Annotated in this window: 22 protein-coding genes; 13 read left to right on the top strand and 9 right to left on the bottom strand. The window is 62.3% G+C overall.

Going from position 1 to position 23569, the window contains the following annotated elements; genetic code table 11:
* The first annotated feature begins 7 nt into the window (after nt 1–7).
* The 3 genes from CTR2_RS19010 to CTR2_RS19020 are packed head-to-tail and all read left to right on the top strand — an operon-like array spanning nt 8 to nt 3250.
* Nucleotides 8–1507 carry a DUF4303 domain-containing protein gene (locus tag CTR2_RS19010; protein WP_087081889.1) on the top strand — a complete coding sequence of 500 codons (1500 nt, stop codon included), beginning with the start codon at nt 8–10 and terminating at the stop codon, nt 1505–1507.
* 28 nt (nt 1508–1535) lie between these two features.
* Nucleotides 1536–2345, top strand: coding sequence for an alpha/beta fold hydrolase (locus CTR2_RS19015; protein WP_087081888.1), 810 nt, complete (start codon nt 1536–1538; stop codon nt 2343–2345).
* A gap of 17 nt (nt 2346–2362) precedes the next feature.
* On the top strand, nt 2363–3250 hold the full coding sequence (locus CTR2_RS19020; RefSeq protein WP_087081886.1) for a PoNe immunity protein domain-containing protein: 888 nt from the start codon (nt 2363–2365) through the stop codon (nt 3248–3250).
* Here CTR2_RS19020 and CTR2_RS19025 read toward each other — a convergent pair.
* Entirely contained in the window at nt 3236–4048 is an 813-nt protein-coding gene (locus tag CTR2_RS19025) for an alpha/beta fold hydrolase (protein ID WP_087081884.1), read from the bottom strand. The genes CTR2_RS19020 and CTR2_RS19025 overlap by 15 nt on opposite strands.
* 253 nt (nt 4049–4301) lie before the next feature.
* On the opposite strand from CTR2_RS19025, the gene CTR2_RS19030 reads away from it, so the two are divergent.
* A complete protein-coding gene (locus tag CTR2_RS19030) occupies nt 4302–4658 on the top strand; it encodes an Mpo1-like protein (protein ID WP_003063755.1) in 357 nt (118 codons plus the stop codon).
* A gap of 102 nt (nt 4659–4760) precedes the next feature.
* Here CTR2_RS19030 and CTR2_RS19035 read toward each other — a convergent pair whose 3' ends face one another.
* Complete coding sequence (locus CTR2_RS19035; RefSeq protein WP_238707771.1) at nt 4761–6044, bottom strand: YihY family inner membrane protein; 1284 nt, start codon at nt 6042–6044, stop codon at nt 4761–4763.
* 542 nt (nt 6045–6586) lie between these two features.
* On the opposite strand from CTR2_RS19035, the gene CTR2_RS19040 reads away from it, so the two are divergent.
* A complete protein-coding gene (locus CTR2_RS19040) occupies nt 6587–7102 on the top strand; it encodes a DUF2069 domain-containing protein (protein WP_087081880.1) in 516 nt (171 codons plus the stop codon).
* Here CTR2_RS19040 and CTR2_RS19045 read toward each other — a convergent pair.
* Entirely contained in the window at nt 7089–8042 is a 954-nt protein-coding gene (locus CTR2_RS19045) for a LysR family transcriptional regulator (protein WP_087081878.1), read from the bottom strand. The genes CTR2_RS19040 and CTR2_RS19045 overlap by 14 nt on opposite strands.
* Nucleotides 8043–8184: 142 nt before the next feature.
* Between CTR2_RS19045 and CTR2_RS19050 the strand changes: the two genes are divergently transcribed.
* Nucleotides 8185–9615 carry an FAD-binding oxidoreductase gene (locus tag CTR2_RS19050; RefSeq protein WP_012839149.1) on the top strand — a complete coding sequence of 477 codons (1431 nt, stop codon included), beginning with the start codon at nt 8185–8187 and terminating at the stop codon, nt 9613–9615.
* Nucleotides 9616–9679: 64 nt separating this feature from the next.
* On the opposite strand, the gene CTR2_RS19055 is transcribed toward CTR2_RS19050, so the two are convergent.
* Complete coding sequence (locus CTR2_RS19055; RefSeq protein WP_087081877.1) at nt 9680–10288, bottom strand: hypothetical protein; 609 nt, start codon at nt 10286–10288, stop codon at nt 9680–9682.
* A 242-nt stretch (nt 10289–10530) separates the two neighbouring features.
* On the opposite strand from CTR2_RS19055, the gene CTR2_RS19060 reads away from it, so the two are divergent.
* The 3 genes from CTR2_RS19060 to CTR2_RS19070 all read left to right on the top strand — a co-directional run bounded on the left by CTR2_RS19060 (nt 10531) and on the right by CTR2_RS19070 (nt 13264).
* Nucleotides 10531–11361 (top strand): thymidylate synthase, encoded by an 831-nt coding sequence (locus CTR2_RS19060; RefSeq protein WP_176391615.1) that lies wholly within the window; start codon nt 10531–10533, stop codon nt 11359–11361.
* A gap of 123 nt (nt 11362–11484) precedes the next feature.
* Nucleotides 11485–11988, top strand: a complete 504-nt coding sequence (locus CTR2_RS19065; RefSeq protein ID WP_087081875.1) for a dihydrofolate reductase — start codon at nt 11485–11487, stop codon at nt 11986–11988.
* Nucleotides 11989–12181: 193 nt separating this feature from the next.
* Entirely contained in the window at nt 12182–13264 is a 1083-nt protein-coding gene (locus CTR2_RS19070; protein WP_087081873.1) for a metallophosphoesterase, read from the top strand.
* A gap of 61 nt (nt 13265–13325) precedes the next feature.
* Here CTR2_RS19070 and CTR2_RS19075 read toward each other — a convergent pair whose 3' ends face one another.
* Both CTR2_RS19075 and CTR2_RS19080 read right to left on the bottom strand, forming a co-directional pair.
* Nucleotides 13326–13619 (bottom strand): putative hemolysin, encoded by a 294-nt coding sequence (locus CTR2_RS19075; protein WP_254913249.1) that lies wholly within the window; start codon nt 13617–13619, stop codon nt 13326–13328.
* Nucleotides 13620–13938: 319 nt separating this feature from the next.
* Nucleotides 13939–14841, bottom strand: a complete 903-nt coding sequence (locus tag CTR2_RS19080) for a LysR family transcriptional regulator (RefSeq protein ID WP_057092744.1) — start codon at nt 14839–14841, stop codon at nt 13939–13941.
* A gap of 191 nt (nt 14842–15032) precedes the next feature.
* Here CTR2_RS19080 and CTR2_RS19085 point away from each other — a divergent pair, with 191 nt between their 5' ends.
* The 4 genes from CTR2_RS19085 to xth all read left to right on the top strand — a co-directional run bounded on the left by CTR2_RS19085 (nt 15033) and on the right by xth (nt 19864).
* On the top strand, nt 15033–15938 hold the full coding sequence (locus CTR2_RS19085) for a Bug family tripartite tricarboxylate transporter substrate binding protein (RefSeq protein ID WP_087081869.1): 906 nt from the start codon (nt 15033–15035) through the stop codon (nt 15936–15938).
* Nucleotides 15939–15949: 11 nt separating this feature from the next.
* Entirely contained in the window at nt 15950–17551 is a 1602-nt protein-coding gene (locus CTR2_RS19090; RefSeq protein WP_087081867.1) for a sulfatase family protein, read from the top strand.
* A gap of 42 nt (nt 17552–17593) precedes the next feature.
* Nucleotides 17594–18688: a porin gene (locus tag CTR2_RS19095; RefSeq protein WP_087081865.1), complete on the top strand. Its 1095-nt coding sequence runs from the start codon at nt 17594–17596 to the stop codon at nt 18686–18688.
* 399 nt (nt 18689–19087) lie between these two features.
* Complete coding sequence (gene xth / locus CTR2_RS19100; protein WP_087081863.1) at nt 19088–19864, top strand: exodeoxyribonuclease III; 777 nt, start codon at nt 19088–19090, stop codon at nt 19862–19864.
* 13 nt (nt 19865–19877) lie between these two features.
* On the opposite strand, the gene CTR2_RS19105 is transcribed toward xth, so the two are convergent.
* From CTR2_RS19105 to glnL, 3 genes are all read right to left on the bottom strand, one after another.
* The gene (locus CTR2_RS19105; RefSeq protein WP_254913248.1) at nt 19878–20645 is read right to left on the bottom strand and encodes a hypothetical protein; all 768 of its coding nucleotides are present in this window, start codon (nt 20643–20645) and stop codon (nt 19878–19880) included.
* Nucleotides 20646–20845: 200 nt separating this feature from the next.
* Nucleotides 20846–22396, bottom strand: a complete 1551-nt coding sequence (gene ntrC, locus CTR2_RS19110) for a nitrogen regulation protein NR(I) (protein WP_087081859.1) — start codon at nt 22394–22396, stop codon at nt 20846–20848.
* A gap of 46 nt (nt 22397–22442) precedes the next feature.
* On the bottom strand, nt 22443–23552 hold the full coding sequence (gene glnL, locus CTR2_RS19115) for a nitrogen regulation protein NR(II) (protein ID WP_176391614.1): 1110 nt from the start codon (nt 23550–23552) through the stop codon (nt 22443–22445).
* Nucleotides 23553–23569 lie beyond the last annotated feature (17 nt).

Genomic DNA, 23569 nt, shown 5'->3' on the forward strand with positions numbered 1-23569 from the left:
AACAAGCATGGTTGCCACAACTTCTGCATCGCTGGACTGGAAGCAGTTTGAACAGACTTTATTCAGCATCTACTGGCAAGATGCTCAGGCTTTCCTGGCCGCGAACCCTCAGGAAAGCATCTACGCGCTAGCACTGAACGGCCTGTATCGTGAGCAGGACGGCCCCATTTACCTGCCCACGCTGTCTGCCAATAGCGAGCAGGCTTATTCACAAATGGCGGATGCCCCCGAGCCGCAGGGTCGCTTGTCCGAATTCGACCTGGATTCCGGCCAGTTGGGCAGTCTGCGCTGGAACCCACCGGATTGGGAATGGGAAGAGCTGGATTCGGCCTCGGACTCTCAGGAGTTGGAGCAACTGGAGCAAGCCTTGCTGGCCGAGGCCAATAAAAGCACGCCTGCCCACTGGTTGCGTACCGAAGCGCGCCTGATCAAGGCGCTGATCCGCATCTGCAAGCAACTGACCAAAGCCTGTCAAAAATCGCCATGGGCCAGCCAGCTCACTCCAGAGTTTGCGGTGCTGATCTACGTGGAAGACACTCAGGAATGCGAAGCCATGGCACGCGAGAGCATGGGGGAGGCGCGCTTTCTTGCATTGTTTCCCAGCCATGACCAGGAAGCGCAAAGACGCACCAGAGTTGCCGCGCTCCCCCCCGCTCAACAACTGCAATACCATCTGAGCTGTCTTGAAGGTATCGGGTGCCCGGAACTGGGACTGAGCCCAAAAGAGGCGCAAGTGCTGGGCGAAGAGGCCGAGACTGCGCTGCTTGCCCTGGATCACAGCCAGGTGGCTCATGCACTGCTGCCCATGCTGACTCGGTCTGGCAAACAATGGCGTGCGGCCATGTTGCTGGCCCAGATAGCTTACCGGGACGAACAGGTACTGGCTGCACTGCGCCAACAGGTTCAGACCCCCATCCGCAGCCCCAGGGAAGAAAGCGAGCGAGGCTGGTGCGCCAGTGCCTTGGGGTCGCTAGGCGACCAGGAATGGCTGCAGCAGCAAATAGGCACCACGGCCGTGCCTGTGGACAGAATCGCGCAGGGCATTGCCTACCCCTACCGCTCCTGGAACAGCAAGCCAGGAGCCACGGCCCTGCACCTTGATTACGCGCCGCTGGAGCGGGCACTGGACCTCAAGCATCCGGCCTTGACCCAGGCACTGAATGAAGAGCTATCGCCCGGAACCGGCTATTGCAGCCTTCGGGTTGAGGATTTGGAGCAAGCCCTGTTCGCTCTTCATTCCGTTCACGCACTGGTGCGCGTTCATGCGGCTTGCATCATGGGAGAGCGAAGCCTTGGGGCCGCCGCGGGCAGGCGCATCACTCCTGTACTGGCACAAGCCCTGAGTCACGACAGCAACGAGAACGTACGTTATCAGGCCATGCTGGGCCTGCGGTACTGGAAAAAAGCCAGCGCAGCGCAGCGCGCCACGATTGAGCATGCCGCTGAACACGATGCCAGCGACGACATACGCGAACTGGCCCAGCAATGGCTGAATGAACACTGCTGAACCACAAAGAACAGAACCGGAGACAAACATGCAAATCAATGTGCAAGGCGCAGAAATCTACGCCTACACCGGCGGCAAGGCTTTCGACGCGGCCAAGCCCACAGCCATTTTCATCCACGGCGTGCTCTGCGATCACAGCGTCTGGGCGCTGCAAAGCCGCTATATGGCCAATCACGGCTGGAACGTCCTGGCCATCGATTTGCCCGGCCATTGCAAAAGCAGCGGCCAGGCCCCGCAAACTGTCGAAGAAGCTGCGACCTTCATCGGCGCGCTGATGGATGCGGCCAACCTGCAGCAAGCTGCGCTGATCGGCCATAGTTGGGGCAGCCTGATTGCCATGGAGACTGCGGCCAGGCTAAATAGCCGCATCAGCCATCTGGTGCTGGTGGGCACGGCCTTTCCCATGAAGGTATCGCCCGCGCTGCTGGAGTCAGCGCTGAATACGCCCGAGAAAGCCATCCAGATGGTCAACACCTTCTCGCGCGCCACGCTGGCACCACCCAATGGCGCAGGCAGCTGGGTGTTTGGCGCCGGCATGGCCCTGGGCCGCCGCGTGCTGGCCAGCAACGCTCACACGAATCTGCTGCATGCAGGCTTCAAGGCCTGTGACAGCTATGCGGGTGGCGAAGCGGCCATGACGCAGGTCAGCTGCCCGCTTCTGTTTGTGCTGGGCGAGCAAGACCAAATGACACCACCCAAGGCTGCAAAAGGCTTGATAGAGGCCGCCAAAGACGCGGGCAAAACGGTGAACGTGCAGATCATTCCCAACGGCCACAACCAGATGACGGAGTCGCCCGACGCGACGCTGTTCGCGATTCGGGATTTTCTCGCTGCATGAGCCATTAAGCTTGGGCCATGAGCCAAACCTTCCAGCACCACGGCCAACTGGCTGCCGCCTGCGCCGAATGGGCCAAGATTTCACTGAACGGTCTGCAGCCCCGGCGCAATCTCAATCTGAGCGATAAAAAAGCCGACTGGAAGGAGGCACTGAGCGCGCTCAAGCGCTTTGCCGGCAGCGACAGCTATAAAGCGCCCCAGGATTTCAAGGCACATGCCGCGCTGGAAAACTACTGGAAATGGAAGGAAGTGGGCGCGCAAGCGCGCTGGCTGCTGATCTATGGCATCGATCTTGGCCTGAGCGGCGATGTGCTGCGCCCCATCTACCAGGAAGTGGCCGCACTGTGGATTGATGCGGCCTCGGTGGCCGAGCATGCGCGCGCCAGCATGGCGCAGGAGACTGGCGAGGACTATGGCGTAGGTGCGCCCATCAACACACGCGCTGACGACTACGCTACTGCCGTGACCCTGCTGTCACTGGCCACACTGCTGGATGCACAGGACGACGTACCGGCGATTGACGAGCATGTGCTGGCCTTCGATACGGACCAGTTGCTGGATTATCTCTGCGCAGGTGGCCTGCAGTTGCAGCAGGTCAGCGAGGAGCTTTTCCACAAACGCCCTTATGGCGCCATGAAGCCATTTTTTGAACAGCTCGAAGCCCTGCCTAACCCACTGCTGCCCTATCTGCAAACCCAGTACCAGGAGTTCCTCAAGCTCTCGCCCAAGCAGCAGAAAAAAGGCAGTCCGTGGCTGGGCACGGGCTACTGGGCGCTGGAGGTGGCCGCCCTGGCCGTGCTCTACGGCTGGGATGACAGCGCCCTGCGCGCCAGCCCCCACTATCCGGCCGATCTGGTCGACTACGCGCGCGGGCGCCTAGATCAGACAGAGTCAGGCGATTCTTGACAGAAAACCGGCGATGCGGCTGCTGATGCGATCGGGCAGCTCGCGGTGCGGCACATGGCCGCCGCCGGCAATGATTTCCGCCTCGCAAGGGCCTTGCGCCCAGGTGCAGATGTTCTCGGGATGCACCAGGGAGCCGAATTCATCGAGCTCGCCGTGAATGGCCAGCACCGGGCAATGCACCTGCTTCAAGGCCGCATCCAGCCGGTAATGCGCAAAAGGCGGGCTCAACCAGGTATCCACCCAGGCAGACAGCACCCAGGCCGCCTTGTCGCCATGGTAGCGAGCAAGGCGCTCCAGCTGGCCGGGCTGGGCAAAGTTGTCGCGCGCCGTACTGATGCCCTGCAAGGTGCGGTCTTCGACAAAGCTCTGGGCCGATTCGGTAATCAACGCCTGGCATTGGCGTCCATACGCAGCCGCCACCATGGCCGCCATACCGCCGCCTACGCTGTGTCCCAGCATCACGAAATCGCCCAGACCCAGCGCCTGATGAAGCGGCGTGAAGCCGGCGGCGACCTCGTTTTCCACAAAACTGGGTTGAAGCCGATGCGGATTGGGGTCCGAATGACCAAAGCCCAGGCGGTCATAGGCAATGACTTCGCGCCCGGTGGCCGCGGCCAGCTGGGCGGGAAATTCGCGCCACAGATCGACACTGCCCAGCGAGTCGTGCATCAGCACCAGCGGCGCCTTGGCCGCCCCGCCCTGCGCTTGCCAGCGCTTGACATGGAGCTGCCCGTCGGGCGCCTGAACACGGGTTTCACTGGAGCTGATCACAACGGGCGGCATGGTGTCGTCAAACATGGGCAGGGTCTGGGTTGAGGGGCGAGGGGGCGGTGCCGCCACCTTAGCAAGAGAACGCTCATGGCAGCTCGGCCAGAAGCTGGAGTGGCTGCAAAGATGGCGAATCTGGCCGATTTTGCGCAGTCTTGCCGTATATAGCCTGTCGTTCAGGTGACGAAGACCTCCGACCGCAACTTGCCAACACTCGCTAACCCGCTGGCCCGCACCGGCTGTCGGCAGTATAAAAACAGTATCCACTTCACCGGGGTTTGCCATGTCACAGACCACGACCTCAGAACCGGACGACGCTGTCAAAGCCAGCGTGGACCCGCGCCAGTTCAAGAGCTTTGCCGAGTTCTACCCCTTCTACCTGGGCGAGCACAGCAACGCCACTTGCAGGCGGCTGCACTTCATCGGTACCAGCCTGTCGCTGGTGTTTCTGCTGGCGCTGTTTTTGACGGGCGACTGGTGGTATTTGCTCGCAGGCCTGATCTGCGGCTATGCCTTTGCCTGGGTAGGGCATTTCGGCTTTGAGAAAAACAAGCCCGCCAGCTTCAAGCGCCCGCTCTACAGCTTTCTCGGCGACTGGATGATGTGGCGCGACATCTTGCTGGGCCGCATCAAGATGTAGTGCCACTCCCTCTCTGCTGCGCGCCCGCTGGCCTGCTTTGCAGGCAGCGAATCGGCTGTCCGGTCTTGAGTGCAGATATTCATAGATATCTGCCCGCAGCCATCAAACTCTATGAATATTTCCGTCAGGAGCGGCAATCAGCTCGGCCACGGTCATGGCATCGAGCTGGGCGCGCTGCCACAGCGGCCGTACCGCCTCGGACGGCTCAAGCAACAGGCTCTGCACCAGGGGCTCGACCCGCGTGGCATGCGGATCGACCAGCAGCACATAGCGCGGCTCGGTGCTCTCAAGCGACACATAGGCATCGGGCGGCTGCACGGCCCCAACCCAGTCCAGCTTGGCCAGCGCCTGCAGCACGGGTTGAATCTGGGAGGCTTCCACGCGCAGGCGCCGCGAAAGCTGGTGCACATACAGGCCCTTGTGCGGCAGCTCGCGCTCCTTGGCCAGGCATTGCAGTACCTCGACGGCCAGCTCGAACTGCCAGCCCCGATGCCCTGTCAGCCGCTCCACCCCTGCAAGCACCGTGGGCAGATAGGCCGTGACCAGGGCCCCCAGCAGCACAATGCTCCAGGCCACATACATCCAGATCAGCAAGATCGGCAGCGTGGCAAACGCACCGTAGATCACCGAGTAGGTCGGCACGGATGACAGATAGATGCCCAGCACCTTCTTGGCCACCTCCATGAACACGGCCACAAACACGCCCCCCACCAAGGCATGGCGCCAGCGCACCGGCGTGTTGGGCACATAGTGGTAAAGCCCGGCCATGCCGGCGGCCAGCACCACGAACTCTATGGAATCAAAGACAAAGCGCAGGCTGCCGGGCAGCGCATTGACCATCCCCTTGGAGGCCGACATCACATAGGACGACAGCACCAGGCTCAGGCCCAGCAGCAGCGGCCCCAGCGTGATGGCGGCCCAGTAGATCAACACGCGCTGACCAAGCGGCCGCAGCTGGCGCACGCGCCAGATGTTGTTGAGCGTGCGGTCGATGGTCAGGATCAGCGCAATGGCCGTGACCATCAGGATGGAGAAGCCGACCAGGCCCAACTGGCTGGCCTTGGAGGCAAACTGCGTGAGATAGCCCAGCACCTGGCGCGCAATGGTCTCGGGAATCAGGCTGTCCATCAGCCAGCGCTCCAGCACCTTTTGCGCCTTGCCAAAAATCGGGAAGGCCGTGAACAGGGCCAGCGCCACGGTAAAGAACGGCACCAGCGCCAACAGCGATGTGAAAGTAAGACTGCTGGCCGTCACGCCCAGACGGTCTTCCTTGAAGCGCGCCAGCAGCACCTGGGCCGTGTTGTGCCAGGGGAAGGTACGCAGGCGCTGCTGCGCACGGCGGCTCCTGCGGCGCAAGGCAGTCTTGAGCTCCTGCTGGCTGGGCATCTGAGGCCTGGGGATACGCCCGGCCAGATCCTTGCAGCTGGCCGCCAGCGCCCTGGCCTTGTCGAGGCTGCTGCTGCGCGGGTGCTCGGCAACGCGCTCCGGGCGCAGGTCAGAACTGCCGGTCACTCCTGAAACAGAAGCATGCGCCTCTTTCCGCTCCTGGGCTGGCGTCGCATTCGGCGTGGAATAGCTGGTCCAGCCCTGAGCTGCCGTGCTGAATGCCGCCGCAGGCGTCGCGGCAGGAGCTGGCACGGGCTCTGGCCGAGCCAGATCGTTGCCAAGATCGGGCATGGGATCGAACACTGGCTCCAGCGGTAGGCCCGGACCGTCAAGGCTGGGTTCCTGGCGCTGCTCGACCTGTCTGGGCTCGGCGGCCACGCTCGCTGCAGCAGTTGAGGCTGTCGACGCCGACGATACCGCACGGTCCTGATCTTCCATCACCGGTCTGGTTTGCTGCGCCTTGCCTTCCAGCGCAGCCCAAAAGCCGGCACGCTCGTTTTTCTTCATGACGGCACTCCTTCACGAACGCAAAAGGAGGACGGGTGCTGCGCAACATCAAGCGCAGAACGCAAAACAAAACGACCGGATTCAAACAGGGCTGGCATGACCGATATGATGCCACTGCTATGACCGACGCCCTCTCGCCCCAAGCCGCCGAAAACACTTCTTCACCAATCCAGCAGCCAGGCTCCGACGTGGCCGCCACGCGCTGGTTGGCCGTGGGCAGCCTGCTGGCATTGATGCTGCTGTGCGTGGCCTGGGAGCTGTGGCTGGCCCCGCTGCGCGAAGGCGGCACCTGGCTGTTTCTCAAGGCCCTGCCGCTGGCGTTTGCCGTGATCGGCCTGCTCAAGCGCCGCATGTACACCTATCGCTGGCTCAGCCTGCTGGTCTGGCTGTACTTCACCGAGGGCGTGGTGCGGGCCTGGAGCGATGCCGCACCCAGCCGCTGGCTGGCGCTGGCAGAGGTGGCGCTGTGCGTGCTGCTCTTCATTGCCTGCGCAGCCCATGTGCGCCTGCGCCAGCGTGCCGCCAGGGCGGCCCGGCTCAATCAAGCATGATGCCTTCGAACTGCGCCAGCGTCTGCACCTGCGCCGCCAGCGCATCGAACAGCAACTGGGCGGCCGGCGACAGCGCGCGGCGCGGGCGCTGAATCAGCAGCGTACGGCGCAGGATGCGCGGCTCGTCCAGCAGGCGAAAGCCCAGATTGCCCTGCAATCCCAGTGAAGGGTGACGCGCCGTCAGCGCCGGAACGATGCTGACGCCCAGGCCCAGGCTCACGGCCTCGAACAGCAGTTGCGGATTGGACAGGCGCAGCGGTGTCTGCAGCAGGTTCTGCGGCATGCCCGGTGCCGAAGCCAGCAGCTGGCTGATGGCGGTGTCGGTGGTCAGGCCCACAAAAGCCAGATGGGGCAGTTGGGCCAGATCGGCCGCCGTCAGCCGCCCCGCCTGCAGCAAGGGCTCATCGAGCCTGGCCACCAGCCCCATGGCATCGCTGATCAGCGGCTGGGTCAGCAAATCGCCGCCTGCCGGGTGCGCCGCCCCCACGCCGAAATCCACGCTGCCGGCCTGCACGCGCTGGGCGATGCCTTCGGCGCTGTCCTCGATCAGATCCACCTCGATGCCCGGATGTCGGGCCCGCAAGGCCGGCAGCACCGGCAGCAGCAACACCGACAGCACCGACGGTGCGGCAGCAATGCGCACCTTGCCGCGGCGCAGAGCGGCCAGATCGCCCAGGTTCTGAAAGCCCTGCTCCAGCGTCTCGAAGGCCTGGCGCACATCGAGCAAGAAGGCCTGGCCGGCGGCCGTCAACCCCACGGTTCGCGTGGTGCGGTCAAACAGCCGCAGACCCAGGGCCTCTTCCAGCTGCCGAATGGATTCGGACAGGGCCGACTGCGTCAGGCACAGCTCGCGGGCCGCTGGGGCAAACGCGCCCTGCCGCGACACCTCGTCAAAGGCGCGCAGTTGGCGCAGGCTGACATTGTTCGGAAAAACCGGCATAACCAAGCAATTTATTTCGATTGTCCCGTAGTCTGCCATGCTCTACGCTTGCGGCTTCATGGTTTTCCGGCTGCGGCCCTGTACGTGGCTTAGGATTTCCGTCTGTCTCCCCTCTCTGCCGCCTTGCTGCGGCCTGCCTGCCATGACTTCCACCGCTTTGCTTGAATCCCTGCGCCAGATTGTGGGCGCGCCCCATGTGCTGACCGATGGCGACCTCAGCGCCTACGAACAGGACTGGCGCAAGCGCGTGCACGGCAAGTCCCTGGCCGTGGTGCGCCCCGGCAACACGGCCGAAGTGGCCGGCGTGGTCAAGGCCTGCGCCGCAGCCGGCGTGCAGATCGTGCCCCAGGGCGGCAATACCGGGCTTTCCGTGGGCTCCACCCCCGACGACAGCGGCCGGCAGATCGTGCTCAGCCTGACGCGCCTGAACGCCGTGCGCCATATCGACAAGGACAATCTGACCTTCACCGTCGAAGCCGGCTGCATTTTGCAGAACCTGCAGGAGCTGGCTGACCAGCAAGGCCTGCTGTTCCCGCTGTCGCTGGCCGCCGAAGGCAGCTGCACCATTGGCGGCAATCTGGGCACCAACGCCGGCGGCACGCAGGTGGTGCGCTATGGCAATACGCGCGACCTGTGCCTGGGCCTGGAAGTGGTGACGCCCCAGGGCGAGATCTGGGACGGCCTCAAGGGCCTGCGCAAGGACAACACCGGCTATGACCTGCGCGATCTGTTCATCGGCAGCGAAGGCACGCTGGGCATCATCACCGCCGCCACCATGAAGCTGTTCCCGCAGCCGGCCGCCCAGCTCACGGCCTTTGCCGCCGTCCCCTCCATGGAAGCCGCCGTGCGCCTGCTGGGCCTGGCGCACCAGCACCTGGGCGCGGGACTGACGGGCTTTGAAGTCATGGGCCAGTTCGCACTGAGCCTGGTCGTCAAGCATATGCCGCAGCTGCGCGTGCCCTTTGCCGACATGGGCGACGAGGCCCCTTATTGCGTGCTGCTGGAGAACAGCGACAGCGAGTCCGAGCAGCATGCGCGCCTGCGCTTCGAACACCTGCTGGAGCTGGCCTTTGAAGACGGCTGCGTGGTCAACGCCGTGGTGGCGGAGAGCCTGACCCAGGCCCATGACCTCTGGCATATCCGCGAGAGCATTCCTCTGGCCCAGGCCGAGGAAGGCCTGAACATCAAGCACGATATCTCGGTCGCCGCCTCGCGCATTCCCGCATTTGTCGAGCATGCCGACGCCGTGCTCAAGCGCGAGATTCCCGGCGTGCGTCTGGTCAACTTCGGCCATCTGGGCGACGGCAATCTGCACTACAACGTGCAAGTACCCGAGGGCGAGGACGGCAAGGCCTTTCTGCGCGACAAGGAGGCCCTGGTCAACCACCTGGTCTACGAGGCCGTGGACGCCTTCGGCGGCTCGTTCTCGGCCGAACATGGCGTGGGCGCACTCAAGACGGACAAGCTCGAAAAATACCAGTCCCCCGTTGCCCTGCAGATGATGCGCGCCATCAAGAATGCGCTGGACCCCCAGGGCCTCATGAACCCCGGCGTGGTGCTGACGCGCGGCTGATCCGGGCATCGCCGACAAAAAAGCCCTGCATTGCTGTGCAGGGCTTTTTGCATTGACCAGGGCTTTAGCGAGAGGCAACGATATTGCGCAGCATGTTCTCAACCGCGCTGGGCCAGGGGATGTCTGCGCCATCCACATCGGTGAACACGGTCTGCCTGCCCTCGCTGAGCAACCAGACCCGCAGGCCGTTGCGCACCGGGTCGATCACCACGGCGGCCATTTCCTCGCCGCCCTGATGCTGGCGGTTGCCCATCACGTACAGCAGATCTGCGGAAGACTCCAGCGGCCCCAGGGCCTGCAGGTTCTTGAGCAGCGTCTCGTACTGACTGCCGCCCATCAGCGTCTTCAGCCGCTGGGCCAGCACGCCGTCCTTCACATAGTCCACGCCATCCCAGCGGTACTTGCCCTGCAGCGGCTTGAGGCTGTCCAGGCCTGGCTCGCCGTCCTTGGCCACATGGGGAACGCGCACTTCCTCGATGGAAACCGTGGCCGCCTCCTCGATCTGCGCCGTGGCAGCGGGCTCTTGGGTCTGGGGCATGGCATCGGGCGGGGCGGCAGCAGCTGCAGCTGCAGCGGCCGCGGTGGGTGATGGTGCCTTGGTCTTGTCGCAGGCAGTCATCAAGGCCGCCGCCGCCAGCGCAAAAGCCGCAGCGCTCACAAAATTGCGTGACATGAGCTCACTCTCCTTGTTCGGCTCGGTTGTTTTCCATGACATTGTGAAGCCAGCTGCGGCAGATTTGAGACTGACAGGGCCGCAGGTCGGGTCATTGACTGCAGGCAACTCGGCATGCTCCGGCCCGTGGCACACTTCGACTATCGCGGCCCCCGCGGGCCCGCCCTCTTCAAGAGCAGCGGCACCTTGTGTACGCTGACGGCACAGCCAGTCTTTGCAAGTCTTTGACCGCTTTTTGCACCATGAACTCCACCACCAGCACCCTGCGCCCCGTGCGCTGCCAGTACGAAACCTTTATGCGCCATGTGTTCGAGCATGGCGCGTCCAAGACCGACCGCACGGGCACGGGCACGCGCAGCGTGTTCGGCTACCAGATGCGCTTCAACCTCAATGAAGGCTTCCCCCTGGTCACGACCAAGAAGGTGCACCTGAAGTCCATCATCCTTGAGCTGCTGTGGTTTCTGCGCGGCGACAGCAATGTGAAATGGCTGCAGGAGCGCGGCTGCACCATCTGGGACGAATGGGCCGACAAGGAAACCGGCGACCTGGGCCCGGTCTACGGCGTGCAATGGCGCAGCTGGCCCAAGGCCGACGGCACGCATGTCGACCAGATTGCCGAAGTCGTCAAGCAGCTCCAGAGCAATCCCGACAGCCGCCGCATCATCGTCAGCGCCTGGAACGTGGCCGAGCTGGACCAGATGGCGCTCATGCCCTGCCACTCCTTCTTCCAGTTCTACGTGGCCGACGGCAAGCTCAGCTGCCAGCTCTACCAGCGCAGCGCCGACATCTTCCTGGGCGTGCCCTTCAACATCGCCAGCTACGCGCTGCTGACCCATATGCTGGCCCAGCAATGCGGCCTGGAGGTGGGCGACTTCATCTGGACCGGCGGCGACTGCCACATCTACAACAATCACTTCGAACAGGTGCAGACCCAGCTGTCGCGACAGCCCTTCGCCTATCCGACGCTGAACATCAGGCGCAAGCCCGACTCCATCTTCGGCTACGAGTACGAAGACTTCGAAGTGCTGGACTATCAGCACCATGCCGGCATCAAGGCGCCTGTGGCGGTCTGAGCTGCACCCCTCCGGATCACTATAAAAATCAAAGCTGCTTGCGCTTTCCATCCTGCGATTTCAAATACTTTCATATCTGAAGTCAATGAATAGCAAGCGCCAGCAGCTTCTTTATTGATAGCTATGGCCATTCAACTCATCTACGCCCGCGCAGCCAACGGCGTCATCGGCAAGGACAACACCATGCCCTGGCATCTGCCGGAAGACATGGCGCATTTCAAGGAGCTGACCCGAGGCTGCGCCGTCATCATGGGACGCAAGACCTGGGACTCGCTGCCTGCGCGCTTTCGTCCCCTGCCGGGCCGCAGCAATATCGTCGTCACCCGCCAGACCGACTGGCAAGCCGAGCCGGCGTCCGACCAGGTCCTGCGCGCCGCCAGCCTGCCAGAAGCGCTGGAGCTGGGCCACAAGCTCTCGCAAGACGTCTGGGTCATCGGCGGCGCGCAGATCTATGCCCAGGCCCTGCCGCTGGCCGATGCCGTGGAAGTGACCGAAATCGGCCGCGACTTCGAAGGCGATGCCTTTGCCCCCGAACTGGGCGCTCAGTGGCAGGCCATGAGCCGCAGCGAGCATGTCTCCGCCAATGGCCTGCCCTACTGTTTTGTGCGCTTCGAGCGCCGGGGCTGACCTTTGTTTCGTGCCGTGCGGGATCGCATCCGCACGGGGCGGCCAGCAGTCCGGCACGAGACAAAACTCTCTTGCCCTCGCGGTGTTGCGTTGCAACAATTGTCAGCTTCATTGCATGACTGCCGTATGACAATGGCAAGGCAGCCTGCTGCAGCCTGAGTCCTCCAAACCCGCAAGCCTATCGTCCTTCATCATGAGCCTAGTCCAGCCCCTGCCTCCTGGCGCCCTCGATATCGTTGGCGATATCCACGGCGAATACGCCGCGCTGGTGCAATTGCTGGGCCATCTGGGCTACGACCTGCAGGGCCATCACCCCGAAGGACGGCGACTGGTGTTTGTCGGCGACTTCTGCGACCGTGGGCCGGACAGTCCTTCCGTGCTCGCGCTGGTCGGTGCCATGCTGGCCTCGGGCACGGCCCATGCGGTGCTGGGCAACCATGAAATCAATCTGCTGCGCGAAGATGCCAAGGATGGCTCGGGCTGGTTCTTCGACAGCCGCATCGACTCCGACCAGCCCAAGTACGCGCCTTTCGCGCGCATGCCGGCCGAGCAGACTCCCGCCATGCTCGAGCAGCTCGGCCAGTTGCCGATCGCGCTGGAGCGCGAGGATCTGCGCATTGTTCATGCGGCCTGGCGACCCGAGCAGATTGCCATGATTCGCCAGCTGCCCGACGGCAGCGCTCGCGCCGCCTATGACCACTTCGAGACGATTGCCGACGAGCAGGCCATCGCCCAATGCGTGGCCGAACGCATGCGCCAGGAAGCGCTGAGCTGGCCCTACAGCCTGGAGGACTATCGCCACGAGCCGCCGTTTCTGCCGGCCCACAGCGAGAACGAACTCAACAAGGCCATGGTCAACCCTCTGAAGGTGCTGACGGCCGGCGTGGAGCGCGAATGCCGCAATCCCTTTTACGCGGGCGGCAAATGGCGTTTTGTCGAACGCGTGGGCTGGTGGAATGAATATGAGGAGACGCCTGCCGTCATCGTCGGCCACTACTGGCGCCGCCTGCGCCCGGCCGACGCACCCGCGCATGGCTCGCAGTTTGAAAACCTGTTCGGCGGCACACCACCGCTGTCTTGGCACGGCCTGCGCGGCAATGTGTTCTGCGTGGACTACTCGGTGGGTGCCCGCTGGCTGGATCGCCTGCGTGGCGACAACCCCGTGCAGCGCAGCAAGCTCGCCGCCATGCGCTGGCCCGAGCGCGTACTGGTCTTTGACGACGGCACACAGGCCATATCGGAGAATTTCGAGCACTCCGTGGTGCTGCGCGATTGAACCCCTCTTCCACGCCTGAGCAGCGCCTTGCCACGGCCTGAAGCCAGGTCTGGGCCTCGACCTATTTCGCGGGCGGCTGCCGCGCGTGCTGCACCCATTCCTCAAAAGCAGAGCCGTCAGGCAGCACGCAGGTATTTCGATCAGCATCCACCCCCTTCTCGGTGCGCAGCACACCGCCCTGCTTTTTGCAGTTGGCTTCCGAGGGGTTGCCAAAATTGACGGAAACCGATTGCGCGCAGCCACCGGCTGCCGCCACGACAATCATCATCCCTGCCAGGCTTGAAGCATGTTTCATGGGCTCAATGTAGCAAACCCCTGCACGCCTGCTTGTGAGCAATTTGCTTTCCGAAAGCATCAAGAAAGACCATGTCCCTCCAGAGAGTCCGGCATCCCGAAGCCCTGAAAGGGATCGCTGCAGACAACCTTGCCTGCTCCAGAGCTTGATTTGCTGCCAGCCACAGGCTGAACCCGATTTGGATCGCCACTGCCCCCGTGGACAGTTGGCAGGGTCGCCTGCCAGGTGGTTGGAGAGGTGTCCAACTCGCGTGAGTTTCACAGCGGGGGAACATGCCCAAACTCACCACCTGCATGCACGGCATTGATGCGCAAGATGCCTATTCTGGTGTGCTCCCAGCAGGCCTCGCTATCGACCAGGGCCCCTCTATCCCTCGTCTTTAGCTGTGAAAGAACTGCTTGAGCCTTTCATAGAGGAAATCATTGAGCAACTTGATGCGCCGGGGCGTGTGTTCGCGCTGGGGAATGAAAACATGTACGTCCAGACGAGGGCCGCTGTAGCCGAGGGGGAGTTCTACCAGCGCTCCGCTGGCTATGAGAGGTCGCGCAAAGTAATCTGTCAGTTGACCGATGCCTGCCCCCTGCAGCACGAGCTGCCGCTGCACGGCAGGGTCCTGCGTGATGAAGGAGAACGGCGGCTCCAGCATCGTCTGCCGGCGAGCCGATTGAAAGGTCCAGGGCCAGATGCGGTTGGTGCGTGGGTGCCTCAGGCCGATGCAGCAGTGCTGCAGCAGTTCTTGCGGACTCTTGGGTGTCCCCTTGGCGGCCAGATAGGCAGGCGCGGCGCAGAGCATGTGAGTGAAACGCCCGACTCTGCGCGCGACCAGCGATACGTTGAGCAGTGGCCCGCCGATTACACCGATGTCCATGCCCAGGTCCACCGTGTCGGGCCAGGGGTTCTGTGTCACGAGTTCGATGCGGATATCGGGATAGCTTTCATTGAACTGTGCCAGCAGTGGCGCCACCAGCAACTGCCCCAGACTCAGGCTTGAGGCCACCTTGATCGAGCCGGTGATGCCGCTTGCACGGTCGCGCAATTCGCGCTCGCCCTGGTCGATCGACTGAAGACCGACGCGGCAACGCTCATAGAACACACGACCGTCTTCCGTCAATGCCATGCGGCGCGTGGAGCGGTGAAACAGGCGCACGCCCAACCACGATTCGAGCTGTGATATTTGCTGACTCACAGCCTGTGGCGTCAGGTGCAGCGATTGCGCGGCACGGCTGAAATTCTCTGCCTCAGCCACGTTCATGAATGTGGTGATGAGTCTAAGCCTGTCCATGTATTTACAAATTCTGCTTGAAGCTGTTTCAATCTTGCACCTACTGTGACAGCACGCGGGCGCTAAGTAAAGTTCGGCAAACATTCAAAATCGCCGGAGACACACAGATGCCCCACCTGCTTGGACAACTATTACTCCCCCTTTGCCTCGGCCTCGGCGGGGCTGCTTGGGGCGCGGCCGCGCAAACCGGCATGCCCACACATCCGGACAGGCCCATTACCTTGGTCGTCTCGTTCCCGCCAGGAGGAGCTCCCGATCAGATAGCACGCCTGTTGGCGCCCCAGCTTCAAGCGCGCTGGAAAAATCCCGTCATCGTGGTGAACAGGGCGGGTGCGTCGGGCAACCTGGGCAACGACTCCGTCGCCCGCGCCGAGGCAGACGGCCACACCCTGCTGGTGACACCGAACACCTTCACCATGGTCCCTCACGTGCTGCCGGCGGGCGGGCAGCATGCCGATGTCGTCAAGGACTACACTCCGATCGCGCTGCTCTCATCAGCCTCCATGCTGATGCTCGCCAACCCCAGACTCGGTGCAAAAACGGCGGGCGATGTGGCCCGGATGGCAAAGACACAGCCCGACCTGGGCTACGCCACCTCGGGCAATGGGTCTCCCATGCATATCGTGGGTGAACTGTTCAACAGGGCAGCCCGCGTGCAATTGCGCCATGTGCCCTACAAAGGTACGACACCGGCGATCAACGACGTGCTGGGCAGCCATGTGATGCTGACCTTCCTCGGCATGCCTGTTGCCAAGCCCCTGATCGATGCGGGACGCCTGGTACCGCTGGCCGTGGCCGACAAGGCCCGCAGCTCTTTTCTGCCCAGCTTGCCAACCATGCAGGAACAAGGCTTTGCAGGGGTGGAGGTCGACATTTCCTTCGGCGTCTATGGCCCCCGCAACATGGACCCGGCGCTGGCTGACGATATCAACAAGACCTTGCGCGAGATTCTGGCCAAGCCCGAGGTCGCAGCCCAGTTCAGAAACCTGTACCAGAGCGTGGAAAACCAGCCACGCAGCGCTTTCGCCGAAAAGACCCGCGCCGACTACAAGCGCTACGGCAAGCTTGTGAAAGAACTTGGCATCACTGCCGACTGAAAGCCGGCCCCATGACGAACAAGACTCCCAACGTGCTGCTGATCGTCACCGACCAGCAGCGTGCCGATCACCTGGGTTGCGTGGGCAACACGCTGCTGCAGACACCAAACATCGACCGCCTGGCCCGTACCGGCGTACGCGCCAGCAACTTTCACGCTGCCAGCACCACATGCATGTCCAATCGTGCCACGCTGATGACCGGACGGCTGCCATCGCTGCATGGCGTGGTGCACAACGGCATCAGCCTCTCGCGCGATCACACTACCTTTGTGGAACTGCTGCGCGCAGGAGGCTATGCCACGGCACTCATAGGCAAGTCTCACCTGCAGTCTTTTGGCTATGACGGCCCTGCACGCCGTCGCTGGAGCCATGGCGACCAAGGTGTCGCACCGCCGCTCGAGCTACTGGACGCACGAAAGCGCCAGCGTGACGGCGACGGGTATTTGAACGAATGGACGTCCGATTGGCGCAGTGGCAAGCGCATGGCGGTGAGCACCCCTTACTACGGTTTCGAACATGTGGAGCTGGCTACTTTCCACGGCGACCAGGTTGAAGGTGACTATGCCCGCTGGCTGGCCCAACGCCACCCCGCACCCGACAGTCTGCGCGGCCGCGCCAACGCCCTGCCTTCGCCAGGCTACAGCGCGCCGCAGGCATGGCGCACGGCCATGCCCGAGGCACTGTACCCCTCGGCCTGGGTGGGGGAGCGCGGCTGCAACTGGCTCAGAAAACATGTGCAAGGCTCGTCCGGCAAGCCGTTCTTTCTCAACTTGTCCTTTCCTGATCCGCACCACCCATTCACCCCCCCGGGACGGTTCTGGGATATGTACCAGCCTGAGGACATGCCATTGCCACCCAGCTTCGGCAAGCCCGGCAACTCTCAACTGCTGGTCGACGTTCATCGCTACACCAGAGAGGGAGGCTCCCGCGAGGGTTACGGCGCCTACGCCGTAAGCAGCCGTGAATGCAAGGAAACGCTGGCCCTGACCTACGGCATGGTCAGCATGATCGACGAGCAGGTCGGGGCGTTACTCCAGACTCTTCAGGAGTTGGGCATAGAGGACGACACGGTCATCATCTTCACCAGTGACCACGGCGACATGATGGGCGACCATGGCATCGTGCTCAAGGGTGCCATGCATTTCAGTGGGCTCACGCGCGTACCCTTCATCTGGAAGGACCCATGCAGCCGGGCCGCTCCTCCGGTCCTGGATCTGCCATCCGGAACCATCGACATTGCCAAGACCGTGCTGGCGCGCTGCGGGCTCGCCCCCTACAACGGGATCCAGGGACTCAATCTGCTGCCCTGGCTGGACGGGCAGTCGCAAACAGTCCCATCGCGCCCTGGCGTCATTGTAGAAAGCGAGCCTGTGGTGCTGCCGCACGGAAGAACGCGCCGCTACCGCCTTCGCAGCCTCGTCAGCGAAGAATGGCGCCTGACCTTGAGCAACTTGCCCGAGCTGTGCGAGCTCTACGACCTGCGCGCCGATCCGCTCGAGCAACACAACCTGTGGCATGAGCGCGCTGTCGAGCGCGGACAGTTGTGTATGCAGCTGCTGATGGAGCTCAGCGAACAGGCTGATTGCTCGCCACTGCCGACGGCCATCGCCTGAGGTGCGTACGGACGTTGGACCGCAATGCTGGAGGAGACCCCGATGAACAAGCAATTTTTCCGTGCCGCTGCATTCCTGTGGGTGGGAGGCGCCTGTCATGCTCAACCAAACATCACAATCTATGGGTTGCTCGATACCGCTGTCGAACACATCAACCATGTGGGTGCCACTGGTTCCGGACTCACGCGCATCCCCAGCAACGCGGGCAACATTCCATCCAGGCTGGGATTTCGTGGTCGTGAAGATTTGGGAGGCGGAATAAGTGCCCAGTTCGTTCTCGAAATGGGCATCGCACCTGATTCGGGCGTCTTGAACCAAGGTGGGCGCGGGTTTGGGCGACAGTCGTTTGTTGGCCTGAACGGCCCCTGGGGTCAGGTTGGCCTGGGCCGGCAGTACACGATGCTGTTTTGGTCGATGCATGACGCCGATGTCATCGGACCGGGTATGCACAGCATTGCGAACTTCGACAGCTATTTTCCGAATGCGCGCGCCGACAACGCCATCTCCTACAAGGGCATATTCTCAGGACTGACCGTGGGCATGACCTACAGCTTTGGGCGTGATACGGTCAATGCCGGCCCTAGCCCCGCCGGCACAAATTGTGCCGGCGAGAGTGGCACCGACAGGAACGCTTGCCGCGAATGGTCGATGTTGCTCAAGTACGACTCCGCCAGTTGGGGGGCTGCGCTGGCTCATGACGTACTCAAGGGGGGCTCGGGTGCATTTGGTGGTCTAAGCCAAAGCAGCATGAGCGACAAGCGCAGCATGCTCAACGGTTATGTGAAACTCAACGGAATCAAGATTGGAGCGGGATTTCTGCGCCGCGACAACGATGGCTACAAGGTCTCCCCCCGCAGCGACCTGTGGTTCGTCGGCCTTTCATATCCCGCGGGGGCATGGACTTTCGACACCCAGTACTACCGGCTCCAGTACAAGTCCAATAGCGACAAAGGCCAGTTCATGGTGCTGCGTGGCACCTACCACCTCTCCAAACGAACCGCCGCCTACGCATCACTGGGACACACGAAGAACAGCGGCAATGCCACATTCAGTGCTAGCAGCGGCCAGGCTGGCAGCCTGCCGGTCGCCGGAATCAACCAGACAGGCTTCGGCGTCGGTATCCGTCATATGTTTTAGCCAATGGCACTCGCCCCAATACGAGCCTGACGGAGATGCCGACCCAGCCTTGTTGCCGTGACATGGCTCAATCACCTCGCTGGTACAAGCCGTCAAGGCCCTGGAGCGTGTGCGTAGCCTGATCACACTCTGGCTGTGACACCGGCACAGCACCTGCAGATGATGGCACATGTGCGACGGCTCAAAGGCATGTTCAGCACTCACGGGCTTGCGACTGCAACTTGGCCGCCTTATTCCAAAACGCGCTCGCTCAGCGGGAACTATGTGGCTGATACGATAGAAGGAGCTGAAAGCACGACCATCTTTGAACACTTTTTTAGGTAGCTAGCTGGGTAGCTGGAGCTAGAAACCTAAAAATCAGATACGCAACCCATTGAAATCAAGTGGGCTTATATGACAATGAAAATTGCCACCTGGAATGTGAACTCCTTGTCCGTACGGCTGCCGCAGGTGCTGGACTGGCTTGCCGCCAACCCCGTCGATGCACTGGGACTGCAGGAACTCAAGCTCACCGACGACAAGTTCCCGCACATGGCGTTCGAGGAAGCTGGCTACAAGGCCGTCAGCCACGGCCAGAAGACCTATAACGGCGTGGCCTGGATCACGCGCGACACGGGGCGCGATGTGGTGCGCAACATCCCCGGGCTTGACGACGAGCAGGCCCGCATCATTGCCACGACCATAGACTCGCCGGATGGCGAAATTCGCCTGATCAACGGCTACTTCGTCAACGGCCAGGAACCTGGCTCGGAAAAATTTGCCTACAAGATGCGCTGGCTGCAGGCGCTGCACGATTGGATTCAGAGCCAGATGACCCTGCATCCGCGCCTAGTGCTGGTGGGGGACTTCAACGTGGCCCCCGAAGATCGCGACTCCTACGACCCCGTCGGCCTCAAGGACACGATTCATCATACGGTGGAAGAACGCGAGCATTTCCAGCGCCTGCTGCAACTGGGCTTGAGCGATGCCTTCCGCATGTTCGAGCAACCGGAGAAAAGCTACTCCTGGTGGGATTACCGCATGCTGGGCTTTCAGAAGAATCGCGGCCTGCGCATCGACCATATTCTGGTCAGCGAAGCGCTCAGGAGCAAGGTCAGCGCCTGCAACGTGGACCGCGCTCCGCGCAAGAACAAACAGCCCAGCGACCACGCCCCCGTGGTTGTCACACTGGACTGAGGCGGAACGCAGATCAGGCAGCGCCATGGCTCAGCCACTGCAAGGCCTGCAGTTGGCCGCGCAACAGCATCACATGGCGTTTGAGCAGCTTGGCAACTTTGACCGGCAAATCCAGCTGAACAGTGTGCTCCGTGCGCTCCAGCCAGGTCTGCAAGCGCCGCAGCACATCCAGCCAGGTTTCGGCCACCGTCTCCCCCAAGTAGTCAAGCCATGTCTTGCGCACTCGCTCCAGCAGACCGCCCTCATCCAAGGCCATGGATAGCGGGGCTTCCGGAACACCATCAAGCAGTTCCTCCAGCTCGGAAACCAGCTTGTGTGAATCCTGCGAGAAGCGGCGCAGAGCATCGACAGCCATGCTGGAGTCCGCAGTCGTCAAGAACAGTCTGGAGCTTTGCGCAAAACGCAGTCCTGCCTGCAACGCCATAGCAAGACTGTTCTTCGCCATCTGGCCCAGTGCGGCCTCCGCGCAAGGCTTGGACACGGGTGGAACAATCGCACGGCGCCAGGCTGCCTTGACGGCTGCTCTGACCTGAGACCAGTCCAGCAGGCTGCCCCCGCAATGCCGCGACCAATGCTGGCGCAACTCGGCCTCCAGGGATTCGAAACTCCTGCTCTTCCCTGAAGCCGACTGCCGAGCCCGATATCTGCCGGCCTGCCAGCCCAGCAGATAGGCGGGGTAATACTGATCAAAGCTACGCCCAGGGACAAAGTAAGGCTCACACATATAGCGCTCGTGCCAGAAGGCCTCCTCGGCCTCCGGCATCTGCAGCAATGGCGACAAGGCGTTCGCATCCCGCGGGAAAGACTCCGGTGCAGGCGGGAAAGAGATGGGTAAAGGCAAGGCAGACAACGCAAACAGTCCAATCAACAAGAGGCCTGTTGATTTTTATCCCTGCGCCATCTGCCTCATGTCGTCAACCGTGATTGCACTATGTAGGACAGATAAAACCCACCGCGAAAGCAAGTGGCCACTACACTGCTTCAGTCGAAATTCTCGTTTTCCAGCCCCAGCTCCTGCAACTTCCGGGTGATGGTGTTGCGGCCAATCCCCAGCCGGCTGGCAGCCTCCACTCTGCGACCATGCGTGGCTGCCAGGGCCGTTCGCAGCAACTGTGCCTCGAACTGATGGGACAGCTGATCCCATACATCGTGGTGGCCTTGCGACAAAAGTTCCTCGGCCTGCTTGCCCAATCCTTCCAGCCAGCCCTCGGTCAATGTCGGAGCTTCGGTCAAAGGCGTTGCCGCAGTGCCTGGCACGGACATGGCTACCGCTTCAGGCAGACTTGCCTTGGACTGGTCCAGGCCCACACCACTGCTCAATGCACCGGCAAAGACTGCGGTGCTCGCCGATGCAGAGCTGCCCAACACTTCGGGTGGCAAGTCCTTGAGTGCAATCTGCTGGGCCGGAGCCATGACGGTCAACCAGTGGCAGATGTTTTCCAGCTGGCGCACATTGCCCGGGAAGTTGAAGGCCTGCAGACGGCTCATGGCGGCCGTGCTCATGCGTTTGGGCTCAACCCCCAGCTGACGCGCGCTTTGCTGCAGGAAATGCTGGGTCAGCATGGGGACGTCTTCCTTGCGCTCGCGCAATGCAGGCAGGCGCAGGCGGATCACATTCAGACGATGGAACAAGTCCTCGCGGAAAGCACCGTCCTTGACGCGCAGCTCCAGATCCTGGTGCGTCGCCGCAATCACACGCACATGGGCCTTGACGGCCTGATGTCCGCCAACCCGGTAGAAATGACCATCGGAGAGCACGCGCAGCAGACGCGTCTGCAGCTCGAACGGCATGTCACCGATTTCATCGAGAAACAGCGTACCGCCTTCGGCCTGCTCGAAACGCCCCCTGCGCTGGGTCTGCGCGCCGGTAAAGGCGCCTCGCTCGTGGCCGAACAGCTCGGACTCCAGCAGATCTTTCGGAATGGCGGCGGTATTGATGGCCACAAACGGTCCGCCTGCAACGGGAGAATGCTTGTGCAGCGCCCGTGCCACCAGCTCCTTGCCGGCACCGGACTCCCCGGTGATCAGCACCGTGACATGACTCTGGCTCAATCTGCCGATGGCGCGAAACACGTCTTGCATGGCGGGTGCCTGACCCAGCATTTCCGCCTGTACCGGAGCCTGGATATCGGCCACCTCCTCTCGCTGGCTTTCCTCGACGGCGCGCCGGATCAACTCCACGGCCTTGGGTACGTCAAATGGCTTGGGCAGATACTCGAAGGCTCCACGCTGGAACGCCGAGACTGCACTGTCCAGATCGGAATAGGCCGTCATGATGATCATGGGCAGTCCGGGCTGCTGCGCCCTGACTTGCTCCAGCAGCTCAAGGCCCGAGCCGCCAGGCATGCGTATATCGCTGACCAGCACCTGCGGAGCCTGACGCTCGGGATCGCTGTTGTCCACATCAGCCAGGGCCTTGAGCACATCACGCGGCTGGGTAAAGCTGCGAATGGGCCAGCCTTCACGCCCCAATGCTTTTTCAAGCACAAAGCGGATGGAAGGGTCGTCGTCCACAATCCAGATTGGCTTCATTCGTGCAACATCCTTCCCTTCTTCTGCATATTGATAATGTCAGGCTTTATGGCAGCGGTATCAGGATTCGGAAATCCGTCCTCCCCGGCTGGCTCTCGCACTCGATCAGGCCATGGTGACGCTGCACAAAGGTCTGAGCCAGCGTCAGCCCCAGGCCGGATCCGCCGTCCCTGCCTGAGACCAAAGGATAGAAAATCCGCTCCTTGATGGCATCTGGCACGCCTGACCCGTTGTCGATTACATGCAATTCCAGTGCCAATCTGTAGCGCTCGCGCCCCAGAGTGACCTGTCTGGCCACACGCGTCCTCAGAGTGATCTCGGCATCGCCCTCTGCAATGCGCCGCCCAAGCGCCTGTGCCGCGTTCTGAACGATATTGAGCAGGGCCTGTATCAGCTGTGCGCTGTCGCCTCTGAACTCGGGGATGGAAATGTCGTAGTCGCGCGTGATCTTGAGCCCCTGAGGATGCTCGACCAGCACCAGCGAACGCACGCGCTCGCAGACCTCGTGGATGTTGACGTCGCCCACTTCATGCGGGTGGCGATGCGGGGCCAGCAATCTGTCCACCAGCGCCTGCAGGCGATCAGCCTCGTGAATGATGACCGTGGTGTATTCCAGCAACTCGGGCGTGACCAGATCCATCTGCAGCAGCTGGGCCGCGCCGCGAATACCGCCCAGCGGATTCTTGATCTCGTGCGCCAGATTGCGGATCAGTTCCTTGTTCGCCAGCGCCTGCTCTCGGATGCGCTCCTCGCGATCCTGACGGGCCTGCTGCTCCAGTGGCCACATCTCTACCATGACATGGCCGGCCTTCTCGGCCAGCGAAACCGCCGCGTGAATCGGCAAGGGCTCCTGCCCCAGGCGCAGCAGGCTGGCCTCGAAGCGCAGCGCAGCAAAGTCGTTGGAACGGGCGCCGCTGAGCGCCTTGTCCAGCAAGGCAGGCTCGGCAAAGCAGGTGGCGAAGTCACTGCCCACCATGATGCGGCGCGACTGGCCCAGGGCGTTTTCCAGCGCGGCGTTGACGAAGCGCACCATGCCGTACTCGTCAAGCACGGCAATCAGGGTGCAAAGCCAGTCCAGCGACTGGTAGCCGTGAGCATTGGCCTGATCCGGATCAGGCCTGGAGATATCGGGGAGCGGGGCTGCAGTGGAACTCATTCGATAGACCAAAAATG

The organism is Comamonas thiooxydans, from assembly GCF_002157685.2.
Classification (GTDB): domain Bacteria; phylum Pseudomonadota; class Gammaproteobacteria; order Burkholderiales; family Burkholderiaceae_C; genus Comamonas; species Comamonas testosteroni_H.

Excerpts from the sequence above, each read along its gene's own strand:
- CTR2_RS19010 (WP_087081889.1), top strand. The coding sequence starts at position 8 with ATGGTTGCCACAACTTCTGCATCGCTGGACTGGAAGCAGTTTGAACAG.
- CTR2_RS19015 (WP_087081888.1), top strand. The coding sequence starts at position 1,536 with ATGCAAATCAATGTGCAAGGCGCAGAAATCTACGCCTACACCGGCGGC.
- CTR2_RS19020 (WP_087081886.1), top strand. The coding sequence starts at position 2,363 with ATGAGCCAAACCTTCCAGCACCACGGCCAACTGGCTGCCGCCTGCGCC.
- CTR2_RS19025 (WP_087081884.1), bottom strand. The coding sequence starts at position 4,048 with ATGTTTGACGACACCATGCCGCCCGTTGTGATCAGCTCCAGTGAAACC.
- CTR2_RS19030 (WP_003063755.1), top strand. The coding sequence starts at position 4,302 with ATGTCACAGACCACGACCTCAGAACCGGACGACGCTGTCAAAGCCAGC.
- CTR2_RS19035 (WP_238707771.1), bottom strand. The coding sequence starts at position 6,044 with ATGCCCAGCCAGCAGGAGCTCAAGACTGCCTTGCGCCGCAGGAGCCGC.
- CTR2_RS19045 (WP_087081878.1), bottom strand. The coding sequence starts at position 8,042 with ATGCCGGTTTTTCCGAACAATGTCAGCCTGCGCCAACTGCGCGCCTTT.
- CTR2_RS19050 (WP_012839149.1), top strand. The coding sequence starts at position 8,185 with ATGACTTCCACCGCTTTGCTTGAATCCCTGCGCCAGATTGTGGGCGCG.
- CTR2_RS19055 (WP_087081877.1), bottom strand. The coding sequence starts at position 10,288 with ATGTCACGCAATTTTGTGAGCGCTGCGGCTTTTGCGCTGGCGGCGGCG.
- CTR2_RS19060 (WP_176391615.1), top strand. The coding sequence starts at position 10,531 with ATGAACTCCACCACCAGCACCCTGCGCCCCGTGCGCTGCCAGTACGAA.
- CTR2_RS19065 (WP_087081875.1), top strand. The coding sequence starts at position 11,485 with ATGGCCATTCAACTCATCTACGCCCGCGCAGCCAACGGCGTCATCGGC.
- CTR2_RS19070 (WP_087081873.1), top strand. The coding sequence starts at position 12,182 with ATGAGCCTAGTCCAGCCCCTGCCTCCTGGCGCCCTCGATATCGTTGGC.
- CTR2_RS19075 (WP_254913249.1), bottom strand. The coding sequence starts at position 13,619 with ATGCTTTCGGAAAGCAAATTGCTCACAAGCAGGCGTGCAGGGGTTTGC.
- CTR2_RS19080 (WP_057092744.1), bottom strand. The coding sequence starts at position 14,841 with ATGGACAGGCTTAGACTCATCACCACATTCATGAACGTGGCTGAGGCA.
- CTR2_RS19085 (WP_087081869.1), top strand. The coding sequence starts at position 15,033 with ATGCCCACACATCCGGACAGGCCCATTACCTTGGTCGTCTCGTTCCCG.
- CTR2_RS19090 (WP_087081867.1), top strand. The coding sequence starts at position 15,950 with ATGACGAACAAGACTCCCAACGTGCTGCTGATCGTCACCGACCAGCAG.
- CTR2_RS19095 (WP_087081865.1), top strand. The coding sequence starts at position 17,594 with ATGAACAAGCAATTTTTCCGTGCCGCTGCATTCCTGTGGGTGGGAGGC.
- xth (WP_087081863.1), top strand. The coding sequence starts at position 19,088 with ATGAAAATTGCCACCTGGAATGTGAACTCCTTGTCCGTACGGCTGCCG.
- ntrC (WP_087081859.1), bottom strand. The coding sequence starts at position 22,396 with ATGAAGCCAATCTGGATTGTGGACGACGACCCTTCCATCCGCTTTGTG.
- glnL (WP_176391614.1), bottom strand. The coding sequence starts at position 23,552 with ATGAGTTCCACTGCAGCCCCGCTCCCCGATATCTCCAGGCCTGATCCG.